This is a genomic window from Vibrio sp. ABG19 (assembly GCF_029962385.1).
Classification (GTDB): Bacteria; Pseudomonadota; Gammaproteobacteria; order Enterobacterales; family Vibrionaceae; genus Vibrio; species Vibrio ostreae.
The window spans coordinates 306,850-323,526 of the sequence record NZ_CP071708.1 but is presented as its reverse complement, the minus strand read 5'-3'; the positions used below and the strand labels follow the sequence as shown (position 1 = coordinate 323,526).

17 protein-coding genes are annotated in these 16,677 nt (G+C 51.9%); 6 read left to right on the top strand and 11 right to left on the bottom strand.

The annotated features are described in order from the left end of the window. The first annotated feature begins 1 nt into the window (after position 1). The 4 genes from J0X00_RS07545 to J0X00_RS07530 all read left to right on the top strand — a co-directional run bounded on the left by J0X00_RS07545 (position 2) and on the right by J0X00_RS07530 (position 3,113). The gene (locus tag J0X00_RS07545) at positions 2-556 is read left to right on the top strand and encodes a DsbE family thiol:disulfide interchange protein (protein WP_282477842.1); all 555 of its coding nucleotides are present in this window, start codon (positions 2-4) and stop codon (positions 554-556) included. After that, complete coding sequence (locus J0X00_RS07540) at positions 553-1,032, top strand: cytochrome c-type biogenesis protein (protein ID WP_136482622.1); 480 nt, start codon at positions 553-555, stop codon at positions 1,030-1,032. Before J0X00_RS07545 ends, J0X00_RS07540 begins: the two co-directional genes overlap by 4 nt. Continuing rightward, complete coding sequence (gene ccmI / locus J0X00_RS07535) at positions 1,029-2,255, top strand: c-type cytochrome biogenesis protein CcmI (protein WP_136482625.1); 1,227 nt, start codon at positions 1,029-1,031, stop codon at positions 2,253-2,255. The genes J0X00_RS07540 and ccmI overlap by 4 nt, the downstream gene beginning before the upstream one ends. Before the next feature lie 102 nt (positions 2,256-2,357). Next, positions 2,358-3,113, top strand: a complete 756-nt coding sequence (locus tag J0X00_RS07530) for a VacJ family lipoprotein (RefSeq protein WP_282477841.1) — start codon at positions 2,358-2,360, stop codon at positions 3,111-3,113. Between the two features lie 89 nt (positions 3,114-3,202). Here J0X00_RS07530 and J0X00_RS07525 read toward each other — a convergent pair whose 3' ends face one another. The 3 genes from J0X00_RS07525 to sodB all read right to left on the bottom strand — a co-directional run bounded on the left by J0X00_RS07525 (position 3,203) and on the right by sodB (position 5,375). Next, the gene (locus J0X00_RS07525) at positions 3,203-3,871 is read right to left on the bottom strand and encodes an SDR family oxidoreductase (RefSeq protein ID WP_136482629.1); all 669 of its coding nucleotides are present in this window, start codon (positions 3,869-3,871) and stop codon (positions 3,203-3,205) included. Between the two features lie 262 nt (positions 3,872-4,133). Then, a complete protein-coding gene (locus J0X00_RS07520) occupies positions 4,134-4,637 on the bottom strand; it encodes a VC2046/SO_2500 family protein (protein ID WP_136482631.1) in 504 nt (167 codons plus the stop codon). A 153-nt stretch (positions 4,638-4,790) separates the two neighbouring features. Continuing rightward, positions 4,791-5,375 carry a superoxide dismutase [Fe] gene (gene sodB / locus J0X00_RS07515; RefSeq protein ID WP_136482633.1) on the bottom strand — a complete coding sequence of 195 codons (585 nt, stop codon included), beginning with the start codon at positions 5,373-5,375 and terminating at the stop codon, positions 4,791-4,793. 377 nt (positions 5,376-5,752) lie between these two features. On the opposite strand from sodB, the gene J0X00_RS07510 reads away from it, so the two are divergent. Together J0X00_RS07510 and J0X00_RS07505 are read left to right on the top strand one after the other, a co-directional pair. After that, positions 5,753-6,088 carry a Grx4 family monothiol glutaredoxin gene (locus J0X00_RS07510; protein ID WP_136482635.1) on the top strand — a complete coding sequence of 112 codons (336 nt, stop codon included), beginning with the start codon at positions 5,753-5,755 and terminating at the stop codon, positions 6,086-6,088. Between the two features lie 99 nt (positions 6,089-6,187). Beyond that, positions 6,188-8,128, top strand: coding sequence for a DNA topoisomerase III (locus J0X00_RS07505; protein WP_282477840.1), 1,941 nt, complete (start codon positions 6,188-6,190; stop codon positions 8,126-8,128). 123 nt (positions 8,129-8,251) lie between these two features. Here the strand turns inward: J0X00_RS07505 and pobA are convergent, their stop codons facing one another. The 8 genes from pobA to J0X00_RS07465 form a co-directional block, all read right to left on the bottom strand. Then, positions 8,252-9,502 carry a 4-hydroxybenzoate 3-monooxygenase gene (gene pobA / locus J0X00_RS07500; protein ID WP_136482639.1) on the bottom strand — a complete coding sequence of 417 codons (1,251 nt, stop codon included), beginning with the start codon at positions 9,500-9,502 and terminating at the stop codon, positions 8,252-8,254. A 17-nt stretch (positions 9,503-9,519) separates the two neighbouring features. After that, positions 9,520-10,806: a TRAP transporter large permease gene (locus tag J0X00_RS07495; RefSeq protein WP_136482640.1), complete on the bottom strand. Its 1,287-nt coding sequence runs from the start codon at positions 10,804-10,806 to the stop codon at positions 9,520-9,522. Continuing rightward, entirely contained in the window at positions 10,806-11,381 is a 576-nt protein-coding gene (locus J0X00_RS07490; RefSeq protein WP_240798099.1) for a TRAP transporter small permease, read from the bottom strand. The genes J0X00_RS07495 and J0X00_RS07490 overlap by 1 nt, the downstream gene beginning before the upstream one ends. Before the next feature lie 24 nt (positions 11,382-11,405). After that, complete coding sequence (locus J0X00_RS07485; protein WP_282477839.1) at positions 11,406-12,440, bottom strand: TRAP transporter substrate-binding protein; 1,035 nt, start codon at positions 12,438-12,440, stop codon at positions 11,406-11,408. A gap of 125 nt (positions 12,441-12,565) precedes the next feature. Next, positions 12,566-13,567, bottom strand: coding sequence for an aldo/keto reductase (locus J0X00_RS07480; protein ID WP_136482642.1), 1,002 nt, complete (start codon positions 13,565-13,567; stop codon positions 12,566-12,568). Positions 13,568-13,571: 4 nt separating this feature from the next. Beyond that, positions 13,572-14,525, bottom strand: a complete 954-nt coding sequence (locus J0X00_RS07475; RefSeq protein WP_282477838.1) for a Gfo/Idh/MocA family oxidoreductase — start codon at positions 14,523-14,525, stop codon at positions 13,572-13,574. A 132-nt stretch (positions 14,526-14,657) separates the two neighbouring features. Then, the gene (locus J0X00_RS07470) at positions 14,658-15,152 is read right to left on the bottom strand and encodes an NAD(P)-binding domain-containing protein (RefSeq protein WP_282477837.1); all 495 of its coding nucleotides are present in this window, start codon (positions 15,150-15,152) and stop codon (positions 14,658-14,660) included. 163 nt (positions 15,153-15,315) lie between these two features. Continuing rightward, the gene (locus J0X00_RS07465; protein ID WP_282477836.1) at positions 15,316-16,533 is read right to left on the bottom strand and encodes a LysR family transcriptional regulator; all 1,218 of its coding nucleotides are present in this window, start codon (positions 16,531-16,533) and stop codon (positions 15,316-15,318) included. Between the last annotated feature and the right edge of the window lie 144 nt (positions 16,534-16,677).

Here is a 16,677-nt window from a genome sequence, read left to right as displayed (position 1 = left end):
CATGAATAAGAAGATTCTGTTTATTCCGCTGCTGGCATTTCTGATTCTGGCAGCCGTGTTTGCCACTCAATTGTTCAGAAACTCGGAAGGGGATGATCCGACCAAGCTTGAGTCAGTGTTGGTAGGGAAGAAGGTGCCAACTTTCCGTCTCGAGGATCTGGCTGAGCCCGGCAAACTGTATGATCAGTCGATATTTAAAGGCGAGCCGCTGCTGCTCAATGTCTGGGCAACCTGGTGTCCGACGTGTTATGCCGAGCACCAGTACCTTAACCAGTTATCTGGTCAGGGGGTGAAAATTATCGGTATGAACTACAAAGATCAGCGCGATAAAGCGGTAAAATGGCTCAACGATCTGGGTAATCCATACCTGATCAGTCTGTTTGATGGTAATGGTATGTTGGGTTTGGATCTGGGTGTGTACGGCGCGCCGGAGACATTTCTGATTGATGCTAACGGGGTGATTCGTTACCGCCATGTCGGCGATGTCAATCCTCGCAACTGGCAGGATACCCTGGCGCCGCTTTATCAGAAACTGTTGCAGGAGGCGAAACAATGAAACGTTGGATCCTCGCGATACTGACAAGCCTGATTGTTTCTGCCTCAGCTTTGGCGGCAATCGAAGTGTATGATTTTGACAGCCCGGAGCAGGAGAGCCAGTTTCAGGAACTGAGTAATACACTACGTTGCCCGAAATGTCAGAACAATACCATTGCAGACTCGAATGCTGCTCTGGCTCAGGACCTGCGTCATAAAGTGTACGAAATGACTAAGCAAGGGCAGTCCAAGCAGGAAATTATCGACTACATGACCGCCCGTTATGGTGATTTTATCACTTATAACCCGCCATTTACCGCCAGTACCGCTATTTTGTGGCTCGGTCCTCTGGCCGTGCTGGCTATCGGTTTTAGCGTAATTGTCGTGCGCAGTCGCAGTAAAACGACCACTGGCCAAGGGCAGCAATGGGACAGTGCTAAAGAAGCGCGCCTTAAGGCGTTGCTGGAAGAAGCTGAAAACGGAGATAAGCACAAATGACTTTATTCTGGATTGCGACGCTTATCCTGGTAACGATTGCCTGTGTGTTTATCGCCATACCGCTTATCCAGCGCAAAGCGAATAATGACACTGTCCTGCGTGACGAGCTGAACAAAGCATTTTACAAGGACCGCCTCAGTGAACTGGAAGAAGAGACCCAGGAAGGTCTGGTTGGCGATCAGAGCGAACTTATTGCCGATTTGAAGCAGTCTCTGCTGGACGATATCCCCGAACAAGGCAAGGCCGTTGAAGCTCGTCAGATGTCGACACTGGCAGTGCTGATACCTTCCGTGCTGGTGGTGGTGGTGCTGAGTTATGGTCTGTATGCCAAGTTTGGTTATTACGATAAAGTCGAGCAGTGGCAAAATATCAGTGCTAATTTACCGGATCTGACCCGTAAGCTGATGGCTCCTGCCGGACAGGGCGTGCAACTGACTGACCAGGAGATGCAGGACCTGACCTTGTCGCTGCGCACTCGGCTATACTATCAACCAGAGGATTCGACCGGTTGGTTGCTACTCGGCCGGATAGGGCTGGCGAACCGGGATATGCAGACGGCGGTTGGTGCAATGAAACATGCTTATGCCCTTGAACCGACGGATGGCGATATCCAACTGGGGTATGCCCAGGCCCTGATGCTGTCTGATGATGAAATGGATCAGAACCAGGCGCGTACGATGTTAGAACGCCTTGCCAGCCGTGATTATGTGGATTTACGGGTCTATTCATTGCTGGCTTTTGATGCCTTTGAACGAGCGGAATATCAGGCGGCTATCGATTATTGGCGTCGTATGCAGCAGATGATAGGTCCGAATGACGCGCGTTACCAGATGCTGACACGCAGTATTGCCAGTGCAGAGCGCAGCCTGGGACAAGGTTCTGATGCAGCTGCGGATTCGGTGCAGGTGACGATATCGCTCGGCGGTAATGTCAGTTTGCCGGCTGACGCTGTGTTGATTGTATCGGTACACACCGCCGATGGCGCCCCGATGCCAGTCGCGGCTGCCCGTTATCCGCTGAGTCAGTTTCCGCGTACTGTGGTGCTTGATGACAGCAACAGCATGATTCAGGGGCGTAAGCTGTCTGATCTTGATTCGCTGATGGTGCGGGTCCGGGTTGACCGTGATGGTAACGTAGCAACAAAACAGGGCGACTGGTTTGGCGAGAGTGAGGCGGTTAATTTAGGCCAACCGGTTGAAGTTGTGATTGATAAGCAGTATTAATTACCCACCTGTATACCCATGTGCTACTTTTTGGGTATAGTTGCTTGATTTGATGTATTAAAGGCCGATGACATCATCGGCTTTTAGCTATGGACTATGATGATGCTGAGCCGTTTAACACGGATTTTTTCCCTATCCGTATTGATGATTCTGGTCGGGTGCAGTTCAGCGCCCGATGATGCCGCTAACGCGGACTCCGACGTAAATGATCCACTGGAAGGATTTAACCGTGCCATGTGGACGGTGAACTACGATTATCTTGACCCGTACGTGGTACGTCCGGTATCGCTGGCGTATGTTGATTATGTACCTTCACCGGTGCGCACTGGCCTGTCCAACTTTCTCTCCAACCTTGATGAGCCAGCCAGCATGATCAACAACCTGTTGATGGGTAATGGTAAAAAAGCGCTCGATCATTTTAACCGCTTCTGGCTCAACTCCACGTTTGGTCTGCTGGGCCTGATTGATATCGCGTCTGAGGCCGGGATCAGTAAGCATGAAGAGAAGGCGTTCAGTGATGCGGTCGGACATTACGGTGTCGGTAACGGCCCTTATGTGATGGCGCCGGGTTATGGTCCGTTGACCGTGCGGGAAACCACCGATCTGGTTGACAGCACTTATGCCCCGTTATCTTATCTCAATATCTGGGCCAGTATCGGTAAATGGGCGATTCAAGGCATGGAAAACCGTGCTGCGCTGGTGTCGCAGGAAGCGATGCTGGACAATTCTCCGGATCCTTATGCGCTGACACGCGAGGTTTATCTGCAGCGCCGTGACTTCAAAGCCGAAATCGAACAATCTGAATATAATCCGGAAGAAGAAGAGTATCTCGACGACTACCTCGACGAAGGTTTCTGATTTGCCCCTTTCCGTGTCGGCCTGCAGCACGATCTTGGCGGCTATTGCCTCGGATCAAGCCCCATGGTTTGCTGGCCTCGTACAAAGGCTCAGGCTGACATCACCCGGCCACTGAAATACTCATTGGCGACAATGTATTCCGTATTGCGAATCAGCTCATCATTGACCTCAGCCCAGTGGGCGGTTTCGTCGTTGGCTGAAATCATCGGCACCACGCCGCCTACCCGGATATTAAACGGAGTCAGATCTCTGGCCCAGCTCTGGGTAAAGCCGGATACCATCGAGGTCGCGTTTTCAATCCCCGGCATATCCTGGGGGGAGTTGTAGGACAGCACATTGACGATGACGCCTTTGGTGTTATGTTTGCGCATTCTTTCCGAACAGACCTGACCAAACGTGAACATCGACGCCGCCATCAAGGCCAGTTTCTCGATAAAACGCTCGGTTGGTTGGTGGTCGGTTAACGCAGGAAGCGCAGCGTTGGGCCAGTTGTTGATCAGTACATCCGGTACGGTTTGATAATGCCGTTCAATGTCATCCAGCATGGCCTGAATACTGGGTAAGCCATAATCGCTTAACGGATAGGCCCGAATATGTCCGCTGATGTCCTGACAACGCTTACGAGTCTCTTCCAGCCCGGCACTATCGGTATCACACAGCACTACGCTTGCGCCAAGTCGGGCAAAATGCAGCGCCAGTGTACCGCCAAGCAGTGAGCTTGCTGAAGTAATCAACACCAGTGAACTTCCAATATTCATCTTGAGCCTGCCTTTGAATGTTATTATCGATTTGGCGGTGGAACAGGTTGTTTCAGGATGGCCGAAGAGATGCAGCAGCGATGTGAATAAAGTCAAAGAACCCGGGGTGGCGGCTTAATCATGATCAAATGTTTGCACTTATTCACACTCCGTGTCGGTAGCGGCGTAACGAATTACATCCGGCGCCGGGACGGGATCGCAGCATGGTGCGTCAAAAGGGGATGAAATCTGCAATAAGGTGATCGCATCGGGCACAAGGTAATTAAACCTGGGCGTGAATCTGATCCTGACGCCAGGCGGTATTGAGTTGCGGGTAGAGATCCGCCGGGATAAGGCTTGGCGCCGTTTTCTGTGCCAGATGACGCCGTTCGTGACCAGATAGGTTGAGGTAAACGTCTTCAGGAAGATCCTGAGTATCTTCAGGCAGATAGGTCAGTACTTCCGGCTGCAGATAATGGGCAAGTTTGGCACTGGCCAGGCCGCCGTGATGGAACATGTCCGCCTGACGGGCTGAAATAGCGTATGAACTCTGATCATTACGCAGTGCCTGGGGGTTCTGCAGGGCAAAGCGTTTACGTAGAATATCATCGCTGGTCAGCGGTTGTTCAACCTGCTCGACTGGTGTGTTGTCACGCACATCAGCTGAAAACATCGCAAGCAGCAGAGAAAAGTCGGCGCGACGTCCTTGCTCGACGGCATGGCTGATGCCACGGCCGAACTGCAGTTCGTTAATAATACCGGCTTTGTCTAAGGTGTGTACTTGCATGCTGCTCTCCGCTTGATGCCCTATGTAGCGGCAGCGGTCAGCAAAGCTTTAGACAAATTTTTGCTTAAAAACCAATATATTTCGTGATTAAAGCCCACAAAAAAGCCCGCAAAAGCGGGCTTTAAGCAAGATTACTGGATCAGTAAGCTGCGATTACTTCGCTAGGTTCGCTGCTACGAATTCCCAGTTAACCAGAGCCCAGAAACCGTTCATGTAGTCTGGACGCACGTTGCGGTAATCGATGTAGTAAGCGTGTTCCCACAGGTCAACAGTCAGCAGCGGAGTCGTACCCGCTTCAGTGATTGGAGTGCCTGCGTTAGACGTGTTTTCGATAGCCAGAGAGCCGTCCGCTTTCTTAACCAGCCAAGTCCAAGAAGAACCGAAGTTGTTGATTGCTGCTTCAGTGAACTTCGCTTTGAACTCTTCGAAAGAACCAAATGCAGCGTTGATAGCATCAGCTACTGCGCCAGTTGGTTCGCCGCCGCCGTTTGGAGACAGGCAGTGCCAGTAGAAAGTGTGGTTCCAGATCTGAGCTGCGTTGTTGAACACGCCGCCAGTAGACGTTTTGATGATCTCTTCCAGAGTTTTACCTTCAAACTCAGTACCTGGGATCAGACCGTTCAGCTTAACCACGTAAGTGTTGTGGTGTTTACCGTGGTGGTAGTCCAGAGTTTCTGCAGAGATGTGTGGTTCCAGTGCATCTTTTGCGTAAGGAAGAGCTGGTAGTTCAAATGCCATTACTCGATTCTCCATATATTTGAAAGAGTTATCTCTTTCGGATTGCTTCCAGTGTTTTTATTTTCGTCGATACGACTGACTTGCGATCTATTTTAGCAAGTTTTTACTTTATTAAAAGCCCAATCTTGAGAAAAATCGTTAATCCAGCCACGCAGGTCAATTGATCAACTAGTCGATCATTCAACAGTGTAAATGGATCCAGAGCGTAAACCGACTCTTGGCAAAGTAGGCGCCTTCTGCGATAAAGGCAAGTCAGAAAGTTAATTTTGCCGTTTGTACAAAGCTGCGCCAGAAACCATAATGATAATGGGCTTTTTATTCTCTATTAATGATTTAGAATGTGGCTCATCAAAATTAAACTCCATTAAGAGGAAGCAATGGAAACCATCGATAAAATCAAACAGCAAATTTCAGAGAACGCGATCCTTCTGTACATGAAAGGTTCACCTAAGCTACCTAGCTGTGGTTTCTCTTCTCAGGCATCTCAGGCTCTGATGGCTTGTGGTGAAAAATTTGCTTACGTTGATATCCTGCAAAACCCTGACATCCGCGCTGAACTGCCAGTTTACGCTCAATGGCCAACTTTCCCGCAGCTGTGGGTTGAAGGCGAGCTGATTGGTGGTTGTGACATCATCATTGAGATGTTCCAGAAGGGCGAACTTCAGCCACTGATCAAAGAAGCTGCCGCACGCGCAGCGAGCAGCGAAGACTGATATTCGTCGAAAATACTGTATAAAATTACAGTTTTTCTTGATTTCCTAAGGCCACATTCGATAATGTGGCCTTAATTTTTTCTTGTCGTCCGTCAGGTTATGAGCCGTTTATTTATTGCAGAAAAACCCAGCTTAGGCAGAGCGATTGCCGACGCATTACCCAAACCGCATAAAAAGGATCAAGGTTTTATTCGCTGCGCCAACGGTGATGTGGTGACCTGGTGTATTGGCCATCTGCTCGAACAGGTCGAGCCTGATGCTTATGATGAACGCTACAAGAAGTGGAATCTGGCTGATCTGCCCATCGTGCCCGAGCAGTGGCAACTGAGAGCGAGAAAATCCGCCAGTAAGCAATTGAGTGTGGTGCGTAAACTGCTGAAAGACGCCAGTCAGATCGTTCATGCCGGCGACCCGGACCGTGAAGGACAGTTGCTGGTGGATGAGGTGATTGATTACTGCAAAGTCAGCAAAGGCAAAAAAGAGACGATGGAGCGTCTGCTGATCAGCGACTTGAACTTACCGGCAGTAAAAAGAGCGCTGTCATCGATGCGCAGTAACCGCGAGTTTATTCCGTTGTCGGTTTCGGCATTGGCCCGTTCTCGCGCCGACTGGTTGTACGGGATGAATATGTCCCGTGCCTATACCCTGCTCGGCCAGAAGGCGGGTTATCAGGGCGTGTTGTCGGTCGGTCGGGTGCAAACGCCGGTGTTGGGGCTGGTGGTGCGGCGTGATGAAGAAATTGAGCAGTTTGTGCCGAAAGATTACTTTACCCTGGATGCGTTGATCCCTTACCAAGACAGCAGCGGGGCGTTTGATATCCGTGCGCGCTGGCAGCCGAGTGAAGCGTGCAAACCCTGGCAGGATGAAGAAGGGCGGGTGCTCAACCGTAAGCTGGTGGAAAATGTGGCCGGGCGGATTGCCGGCCAGCCAGCCAAGGTGCTTGAATCCGAGCAGAATCAGACCAAACAGTCAGCGCCGTTGCCTTATTCCTTATCCGCGCTGCAGATTGATGCGGCGAAACGGTTTAATCTCAGTGCCCAGCAGGTGCTGGACATCTGTCAGGCACTGTACGAGAAACATAAGCTGATTACTTATCCGCGTTCCGATTGTCGTTACCTGCCCAAAGAGCATTTTGCCCAGGCGGGATTGGTGACGGCGGCAATTGCACACAATGCCAGTGAACTGACCAGTGCGGTGAGTGGTGCCGATTTAAGCCGTAAATCCAAAGCTTGGAATGATGCCAAGGTGGATGCCCACCACGCGATTATTCCCACGCCGAAGCAGGCATCCGTCAATGCGTTGTCGGCTCAGGAAATGAAAGTCTACCAACTGATTGCCCGTCAGTATCTGATTCAGTTCTATCCGCCTGCGCTTTACGCCGAAGCGAAACTGGTGTTCGATATTGCCGGTGGCACCTTTATTGCCAAAGGGCGCCAGTTGCTCTCCGCCGGTTGGAAAGCCCTGACCGGACACAAAGATGAGCAGGATGAAGGCGTCGATACCGTTCCGCCGTTGCCGGTTGGCACTGTGCTGACCTGTCGTGAAGGGGAAATTAAGGATCGTAAAACCGAGCCGCCGCGTTATTTTACCGAAGCGTCTCTGCTGCAGGCCATGACCGGGATCGCTCGCTTTGTGGCCGATAAAGATCTGAAGAAAATTCTGCGTGATACCGATGGGCTCGGGACAGAGGCGACCCGGGCCGGGATCCTTGATACCTTATTCAAGCGTCAGCTACTCAAACGCGAAGGTAAGTTGATTAAAAGCTCTGCGGCCGGACGCGGTCTGATTCATGCCTTACCGCAAGAATCAACCTATCCGGATATGACGGCCCACTGGGAGCACCAGTTGCAGGCTATGGCTGAACGCGGCCAGGCTTATCAGCCGTTTATGCAGGCATTGCAGCAACAAATTGAAACGCTGATGCAGCAGGTGAAAACCGGCCCGGTTCCGGACTCACTGCGCGCGTTACCTGCGGTTGAAAAGCCGACGTTTAAACGTAAACGACGCAGCTTTAAAACGAAGCCGAAAGGCCAGGCGTAACAAGGTAGCGGGCAAATAAGAAAGGCCCACCCGGAGGGAGATCCGGACAGGCCCTGAGTTATTGTGTGCCGTGCGGCTCACAGAGTCGGTTGCGGCTGTGCTGTTCGGCTTAGTCGTCGCTGTCTAGCTGTTGACCTGGACGGCGTGTGGCTTTACCTCGCTTTCAACCGATTTAATCTGCTCGTAAGGCAGGCCGACGTACTGCTCGGCAATCAGCTTCATGCCAGATTCACTGTGCAGATAGAATTCCAGTTCAGAATCGGCCATCTTTTCCACAAATGAACGTTTATCCTCATGTTCTTCACCAAAGTGATGCAGCATGCTGGTCATCCACCAGGAGAAGCGTTCCGCATTCCACACGCGACGCAGACAAACATCCGAATATTGTTCCACCACCTGACGTGGCTGGCCTGCATAGTAAGCACTCAGCACCTGATACAGGGCAGCCACATCTGAGGCGGCCAGATTCAGCCCTTTGGCGCCCGTTGGCGGCACGATGTGCGCCGCATCACCGACCAGGAACAGATTGTTGTGCTGCATCGGCTCACAAACGAACGAGCGCAGCGGGGCGATGCTTTTTTCAATACTGGGCCCGGTTTGCAGCTTGGCGGCTTCTTCGGCCGGCAAGCGCAGTTTCAGCTCCTGCCAGAAGCGTTCATCGCTCCACTCTTCGACCTTTTCACTGTTTGCTACCTGAAGATAATAACGGGAACGGGTTTCCGAGCGCTGGCTGGCCAGGGCAAAGCCGCGTGAGTGTTTGCAGTAAATCAGCTCATCACACACTGGGGGAGTGTCGGCAAGCAAACCCAGCCAGCCAAACGGATAAATCCGTTCATATTCAGTACGGATGTCTTGCGGAATACTCGGACGTGACACACCATGATAACCGTCGCAGCCAGCGATAAAATCACATTCTATCTGGTACGGTTCGCCGTCCATTTCAAAGCAGACACGGGCTTTGCTTTGAGGCGAATTGTGGATCTGGTTCACTGGCGCGCTATAAAAACTGGTTTGGGCCGACGCTTGCCGGGCCTGCATCAGATCGCGGGTCACTTCGGTCTGGCCGTAGCAGGTGACGACTTTGCCGTCCGTCAGTTTTGTTAGATTAACGTGAGTCTTCTTGCCTTCTACACTGATGTAAATACCGTGATGCACCAGGCCTTCTTGCTCGAGACGTTGCTCGCAGCCTGCTTGCTGCAGTAGCTCAACGAAGCCCTGCTCAAGAATGCCGGCACGGATCCGATCCTGCACATGTTGTGCAGAGCTGCGTTCGATAATGATGTTATCGATGCCTTGCTTGTGCAGCAGTTGGCCCAGTAACAGTCCGGAAGGTCCGGAGCCAATAATGGCCACCTTGGTTTGCAACGTTTTCATGGTGTGCTCCTTGCTCGTTATAGTAAGGCTAGCGCCAGTGACGGAAAGGCGATCAACAGGCCCAGCCGGACAACATCCGACAGGATGAAAGGTATGACGCCTTTGAAGATATCGGTGACATTGAGCTCTTTATCCAAGGACTTGATGACAAATACGTTCATGCCGACCGGCGGAGTAATCAGGCCGACTTCGACGGTAATCACCGCCACGATACCAAACCAGATAGGGTCGAAACCGGCCGCCTGAATCAACGGAAACACCACGGGAACCGTGAGCAGCAGCATAGCGATGCTGTCCATGACGCAGCCCATCAGAATAAACAACATCAGTACGGCAAATAGCACCATGTAAGGCGACATGTTGAGGCTTTGCACATAGTCGACCAGAGAATAAGAAATGCGCGACACAGACAGGAAGAAACCGAAGATTTCAGCGCCGATGATCATAAAGAAAATCATCGCAGAGATAGATAAGGTTTCGTTAATCGCTTCAACAAACATGGCCCAGGTCATACCGCGCATCAGCGCAATCGCCAGGGTGAGTGCGGCGCCGATGGCCGCGGCTTCAGTCGGGGTAAAGAACCCGGCGTAAATCCCGGCGATGATAAAGGCAAAGATGGCAGTGAACGGTAGCAGTCCTTTCAGACCGGCCAGTTTTTGCATCAGGGTGGTTTTTTCCCCTGGCGTGGCCAGATGAGGGAACAGCCATACGGTGACCGCAACGGCCAGGCAGTAAAACGCCAATCCAAGCAGGCCCGGAATGACTCCCGCGATAAACATATCACCGACCGACTGTTCGGTGATCAGGGCGTACAGCAGCAGGGCAATTGAGGGCGGGATCATAATGCCCAACGTACCGCCGGCTGCCAGAGTGCCTGTCGCCAGTGAGACCGAATAGCCATTGCGTTTCATTTCTGGCAGTGCCACACGCGACATACTGGCCGCGGTCGCCAGCGATGAACCGGAAATGGCCGAAAAGATGCCACAGGATGTCACCGCAGCCAGCGCCATTCCGCCACGCCAGGAGCCGAACAGCGTCTTAGCACCGTTGAACAGCTCTTGTGACATCCGTGCTTTGGAAGCGAATACGCCCATTAAAATGAACATCGGAATCGGACTGAAGCTGTAGTTGGATAGGGCATCAAACGGGGCACTGTCTAAAATGGCCACCGCGGGCTGAAACGCAACGATCGAGGCAAAGCCGACAAAACCGGTGACTGCCATTGATAACGCAATCGGGGCGCGAAACGCTATCATGATCAACATGATGGCGATGCAGATAAAACCAATCATAGGCGCGTCCATTACATCACCTCTTTATGCTGTTGATTCGAGTGGGGAAGCGACGTTGCATGCGCTTCAGTGGTTGTGTCCTGGTTGCGATGATGAGAGCGGATCAGTTCCCAGATCAGCAGCAGGCAGCGCAGGGTCAGCATGGCGGTCGCGAACACCACTATGCGATAAACCCATGGCATTGGGATCATGAGATCCTGGGTGGTTTCACCACTCAGGATGGCGCTCTCAATGGCATCGTAAAAACGGTAGGTCATACCGGCGCCAAGCAGAGCAAAACCAAGCAGGTAGAAGGATTCGAGATAGATTTTTGCCCGCTCGGACATGCGATCGGTAAACAGATCGACCACTACCTGAGCATCACCGACCGACTGAGGCAGGGTAAATAAAATGGTAAACAACAGGCCGTATTTGATCAGCTCAACACCGCCGATAAAGGTCAGCGCAATCGCACCGTCACTAAGGCCATACAGGGTACGGGTCAGGACATCAATCAATGTCACCAGCATCATGCTTATCAGCAGTACACCGCTCAGCACGTGCATGGCTTTTGCTATCTGATTGATAAAATTTCTGCATGCAGTCATAACATTACTCCCGATAAACATCGCTTAAACCGGATTCGCGCAGCTGCCGGCAGACAACGCCATGGCACGCTGATAAACCGCTTTGGCTGGTAAGCCTTTGGCTTCGAGATCATCCAGGTACTGCTGAGTAACACTATCCAGTACCGGTTTCCACTCGCTGTTGAAGTGATCAGGGCTGATGGTGGTGATCTGCTGGCCTTTTTGTTTGGCCTCGGCCATGCCCTGGCTATCGAGTGCATCGAACGTTTCACCCGCTTTTAATGACCACGACATGCCGGAGTTTTTATCAATCACGGCTTGCAGTTCCGGTGCCAGGCGGTTGTAGACGTTTTTATTCATGGTCACAACGAAAGCGAGCGAATACAGGCCACCAAGATCGGTGTGGTTATTCGCCTGTTCATTGATTTTAAATACTTTTGCCCCTTCCCAAGGCAGGGCGACCCCGTCAATCACGCCACGTTGCAGTGACTGGTAAGAGTCCGGTGCCGGCATGCCGACCGGTAGGGCATTGAGTTTTTCCAGTAAACCGGCGACGACTGAAGTCGGACGACGGATACGCAGGTTGGCCAGATCTTGTGGTGTTTCGACTTTTTTGTCTTTGGTATGCAGCAGGCCCGGACCATGGGTAAACATGAACAGCGGTCGGGTATCTTTGTATTCGGATGCGATCAGACCTTCGGTGTAAAGATGTTCAATCACACAAGATCCCTGCACGGCGCTTTTGACTACGCCGGGCAACTCGACGATCTGGGTAAGCGGAAAGCGGTTGGCGGTATAGCCTTGCACCGTAGCGGTCATATCAAGAATCTGGTGACTGACGGCGTCGTATTGTGCCGGAGCTTTGGCCAGAGTGGAACTGGCGTAGATATCGACGTTGATCCGGCCATTGGAGTCCTGTTCGACCTGGTCAGCCCAAGCCTGGAACAGATCAGTGTGTATTGCCGACACCGCTGGCCAGAAATGACCAAAGCGCAGGTTCACGTCCGCAGCCTGAGCTGGTGCAGCCGCGAGTAAAGTGCCGATTGTGCAGGCAGTCAGGGTGGTTATCTTTTTCATCATTCGCATCCATACTCATGTTTATTTTCACGTTATCGCCAGGCGGTCTGCTCGCCAGCTACAGGCTGAAAACAGGGGCCGGGAGGGCAGATATCCCGGCGCTGCGTCCATGCAGCTGTTGGCGGTTATTAAAATTCTTCGGTATCAATCTCCGTCTGGGTGGCGGCGTTATAGCGCGGTCCGGCCACCCGGTTGTGGTTGATGAGATCATCCAGCGCGGCAACCATGTCAGCACTGAGGATCACTTCACTGGCAGCGATGTTTTGCGCCAGATGGTCAAGGTTGGTGGTGCCCGGAATGGAAACCAGCTCGACCTGCTGACTGTTGAGCCAGGCCAGAGCTAACTGCGCCAGGTTGATATCCAGTTTTCCTTCTGCATGCCAGACATCGAGTTGTTGTTGCAGACCGTCAATCAGGCTCAGATTACGGGCGAAGTTACGCTCGGCGAAGCGCGGCATCGCACGGCGGATATCTTTGTCGGCCAGAGCCTGACGGTCGCGCAGGGTTCCGGTCAGCATGCCGCGTCCCAGCGGACTGAATGCCACCAGGGTGACATTTAGCTCGCGGCACGCGTCAAGCAGAGCGATTTCCGGATTACGGGTCCAGAGTGAATATTCACTCTGGACCGCGCCAATAGGATGCACCGCATGCGCTTTACGCAATGTGGTGGCAGAGACTTCGGACAAACCGATTTCACGAATTTTGCCTTCTTCGACCAGACGGCTCAGTTCACCGACCGTTTCTTCTATCGGGATGGTTTTATCCCAGCGATGCAGGTAGTAGAGATCAATCACATCGGTATTGAGGCGGCGCAGACTGTCTTCACACTGGCGGCGGATCAAAGCCGGGTCACCACTGATCTGTTTGGTTCCCTGTGGGTCGATATACATACCGCATTTACTGGCCAGCAAAAATTCATCCCGTCGGTGCATGACGGCCTGGCCCAGTAGAGTCTCGTTGGCACCTGCGCCGTATAAGGTTGCGGTGTCGAGATGGTCATAGCCCAAGTCCAGCGCCTGGTTAAGCAGGGCTGAAGCTTCTCGAGCTGGTGTCGCCGGTCCGTAAGCATGTGAGAGGTTCATGCAGCCTAACCCGACGGCACGACTGGTCAGTTGTCCGATCTTTTTCATATCGTTACCCGTTGTTTTCCAGTAACTGCTCCAGCTTGTGCAGCGTTTCCATCGCGCTCAGACATTGCAGTACTGATGAGTTAGGCTCACGTCCCTCGCGGATGGCAGCGATAAATTCACGATCAATCAGCTCAATGCCGTTGTTGGAAACGGTCACGCCGGACAGATCGATTGGGTTGTCGTAGCCGTCGCACAGGTCATCGTAGCGGGCGATGTAGGTGCCTTCTTCACAGATGTAGCGGAAGAAGGTGCCGAAAGGCCCATCGTTGTTGAATGAGAGTGACAGGGTACAGATAGCGCCGGATGGCACTTTCAGACCGATACTCATGTCCATCGCAATACCGAGTTGCGGGTGAACCGGTCCCTGCATCGCTTGTAGCTGGCTGGCAGTCTGACCAGTCTGGTATTGGAACAGATCCACGGTATGGCAGGCGTGGTGCCACAGAAGGTGGTCGGTCCAGCTGCGCGCTTCACCTTTGGCGTTGGTGTTGGTGCGACGGAAGAAGTATGTCTGCACGTCCATTTGCTGGATATGCAGATCACCGGCAGCAATTTTGTTGTGAATCCACTGATGGCTTGGGTTAAAGCGGCGGGTGTGACCGGCCACCGCGACCAGTCCGGTCTGTTTCTGAACTTCAACCAGACGGCGGGCATCTTCGATGTTGTCGGCCATCGGGATTTCAACCAGGACATGTTTACCCGCTTCCAGACACTCAATCGCCTGGCTGGCGTGCATGTGGGTCGGAGTCGCCAGAATGACGGCATCGACAGTATCCAGCGCCAGTACTTCACTCAGGCTGTCGCTGATGACGGCGCCCGGGTATTGCTCACCCAGCGCGGTCATTTTTTCGACTTCACTGCCAACCAGCGCGGAAACCTGGACGTCATCAATTTGACTTAAGGCTTCCAGGTGTTTAGTTCCAAAAGCGCCAGAGGCACCAACGACACAAATATTCATAACGTTTCCTTTCTGTTTCCGGAGTGGTTCGCCCACTGAGTGGTTATATTGTTAAGTGGTTATATTGTTATGTGGTTATATTGTTAAGTCGCGATTTTTTTGAGAGGTGCTCTTTTTGCAACAATACTTTCGCTAACTGGCGTGGTTGAGATCCAGGTGAGCCGTTCTGATATCTAAAGATTTAAATATCTCCAGTAGCCTGGTGTGCTGCGTGCTGCGAATCACAAGGTGGTCATGATGGATATCAATCTCACCGTCTATAAAGGCCGCTTGTCGGCTCTCGACCTCTTGTTGTAAACGGACCTTATCGACGCTGCCGCTGCGCAGATCGGCGACCATCTGCCCCGGTTTGAGCTGAGGTACAAGCTCTTCCAGCCAGGGGGTGAGGTCACGCTCAGCATCACTGAGCAGGATCAGATGCGCGCTGTTAATGGCATCCGCCACTGAAAAACAGCCTTGCACCCCGCTGCTGATAAAGCGCTCCAGCTGCGTTTTACAGCTGTCATCATGTAAGGTGTTCGGGTCAAAAGCAGTAATGACACGCTCGGCCTGGTTAACCCCGAGTCTGAGCATGTTCTGCGCGGTAAGTCCGAAACCAATCAGCGCCAGTCGCGAAATTTTTGCCATGCACATTCCTTAAACGTTCAGGTAGCAAATATGTTGATGGAGTGTATTGAAGTTGTTTTATTGATGGCTAACTTAGCAAACGGAATGGTATCGGGATAATTGAAATTTAGTATTGGCTATTCAAATTTTGAATAGCCAATTTTGGATGGCCTATATCATTTTCTTATAGGTTGATCAGTGAAAGACCAATGCGGCGTATAGTTTCAACAAAAGCTTCCTGCGTCGTGGTGCCGCGCCAACTTTTACGCACTGTGATGCCGATCGCACGCTTTTGTTGTTCGGTGTCGTAATCGATCATTTCAAATGCGCCTTCGCTCAACTCTCTGTGCACCTGGTGTTTGGGCAACATGGTCAGTTTGTCACTGCCCACCACGATTTCACGCACCAGCATCTGTGAGCTGGCTTCAACAATCTGTTGTGGCAGTGGGTGATCTTTACTGAGAAACAGCTGCTCGAACATGTGGCGTCCGGGAGTGTTCTTACGTGAAATAACCCAGCCATAGTGACATAAATCGTCCAGAGTCACTTTTGCCATTTTCCCCAGCGGATGACCTTGGCGGGCCAGGATGACGTTAGAGGTAAAAAACAGTGTTTCCTGATGCACATCGTAGGAAGGCACCGGAAAGCGCAGTGCGCCGACAATCACGTCCAGCTCGCCACGCCGTAAGTGTTCGAGTAAATCCTCATATAACCCATCGAGGACGCTGACATTAAAATCTGGACAGTTCTGAGTAAACTCATTGATTGCACTAGGTAAAATACAGGTTCTTGCCAGTGGAAGGCTACCAATGATGATACTGCCGGCGCTGACATTATTCTTGGCATCGATTTCGGCAATGCCCTGATTGATTTCATTGAAGGCCAGTTTTACCGCCCGGCTCAGGGCCTGGGCCGCTTTGGTCGGGCTGACTCCCAGGCTGGTTTTTTCAAACAAAACGGTGCCCAGATACTCTTCGAGATCTTTACACGCTCTATATAGAGAGGACTGGGATACACCAATATTACGTCCGGCCGCGGAGTAATTTTGCGCTTCGGATACGGCGACTAAAGCGCGCAGCTGTGTGGTGGTCAGAGCAAATAAACTTGGTGTGGCGGCAGCGCCGGCGGATTTATCCAGGCGGTAACTTTTCTTGATCGCCTGGGTCAGTATCTCCAGGGCCCGTTCGATCCGGAAGCTGAATAGTTCCCCTTCCGCAGTCAGGTTCATCCCGTCAGTCTTGCGTTCAAACAGCGAAGTTTTGAGCGACTTCTCAATTTTGGCGATAGCCTGAGTGATGGCTGGCTGGGATAAAAAAATGCTTTCCGATGCTTTGCTGATACTGCCGTTTTTGACCACGGCCACAAATGCGACCAAGTGGCGCAGGTTGGGTATCTTTTCCATTTTATGCGTAATCTTTCTATCTCGTTTTTTAACACTATATCAAAAACCAATACCGTTAGTGTAAATTGAAATAGCCAAAACGTAACGCAAATGTAAATACTGTGATCCACGCATTGAGTAAGTCCAATTGCTTAGTGACAAGGG

Bases quoted from the DNA above. Each gene is read 5' to 3' on its own strand.
- J0X00_RS07545 (WP_282477842.1), top strand. From the start codon at position 2: ATGAATAAGAAGATTCTGTTTATTCCGCTGCTGGCATTTCTGATTCTG.
- J0X00_RS07540 (WP_136482622.1), top strand. From the start codon at position 553: ATGAAACGTTGGATCCTCGCGATACTGACAAGCCTGATTGTTTCTGCC.
- ccmI (WP_136482625.1), top strand. From the start codon at position 1,029: ATGACTTTATTCTGGATTGCGACGCTTATCCTGGTAACGATTGCCTGT.
- J0X00_RS07530 (WP_282477841.1), top strand. From the start codon at position 2,358: ATGCTGAGCCGTTTAACACGGATTTTTTCCCTATCCGTATTGATGATT.
- J0X00_RS07525 (WP_136482629.1), bottom strand. From the start codon at position 3,871: ATGAATATTGGAAGTTCACTGGTGTTGATTACTTCAGCAAGCTCACTG.
- J0X00_RS07520 (WP_136482631.1), bottom strand. From the start codon at position 4,637: ATGCAAGTACACACCTTAGACAAAGCCGGTATTATTAACGAACTGCAG.
- sodB (WP_136482633.1), bottom strand. From the start codon at position 5,375: ATGGCATTTGAACTACCAGCTCTTCCTTACGCAAAAGATGCACTGGAA.
- J0X00_RS07510 (WP_136482635.1), top strand. From the start codon at position 5,753: ATGGAAACCATCGATAAAATCAAACAGCAAATTTCAGAGAACGCGATC.
- J0X00_RS07505 (WP_282477840.1), top strand. From the start codon at position 6,188: ATGAGCCGTTTATTTATTGCAGAAAAACCCAGCTTAGGCAGAGCGATT.
- pobA (WP_136482639.1), bottom strand. From the start codon at position 9,502: ATGAAAACGTTGCAAACCAAGGTGGCCATTATTGGCTCCGGACCTTCC.
- J0X00_RS07495 (WP_136482640.1), bottom strand. From the start codon at position 10,806: ATGGACGCGCCTATGATTGGTTTTATCTGCATCGCCATCATGTTGATC.
- J0X00_RS07490 (WP_240798099.1), bottom strand. From the start codon at position 11,381: ATGACTGCATGCAGAAATTTTATCAATCAGATAGCAAAAGCCATGCAC.
- J0X00_RS07485 (WP_282477839.1), bottom strand. From the start codon at position 12,440: ATGATGAAAAAGATAACCACCCTGACTGCCTGCACAATCGGCACTTTA.
- J0X00_RS07480 (WP_136482642.1), bottom strand. From the start codon at position 13,567: ATGAAAAAGATCGGACAACTGACCAGTCGTGCCGTCGGGTTAGGCTGC.
- J0X00_RS07475 (WP_282477838.1), bottom strand. From the start codon at position 14,525: ATGAATATTTGTGTCGTTGGTGCCTCTGGCGCTTTTGGAACTAAACAC.
- J0X00_RS07470 (WP_282477837.1), bottom strand. From the start codon at position 15,152: ATGGCAAAAATTTCGCGACTGGCGCTGATTGGTTTCGGACTTACCGCG.
- J0X00_RS07465 (WP_282477836.1), bottom strand. From the start codon at position 16,533: ATGGAAAAGATACCCAACCTGCGCCACTTGGTCGCATTTGTGGCCGTG.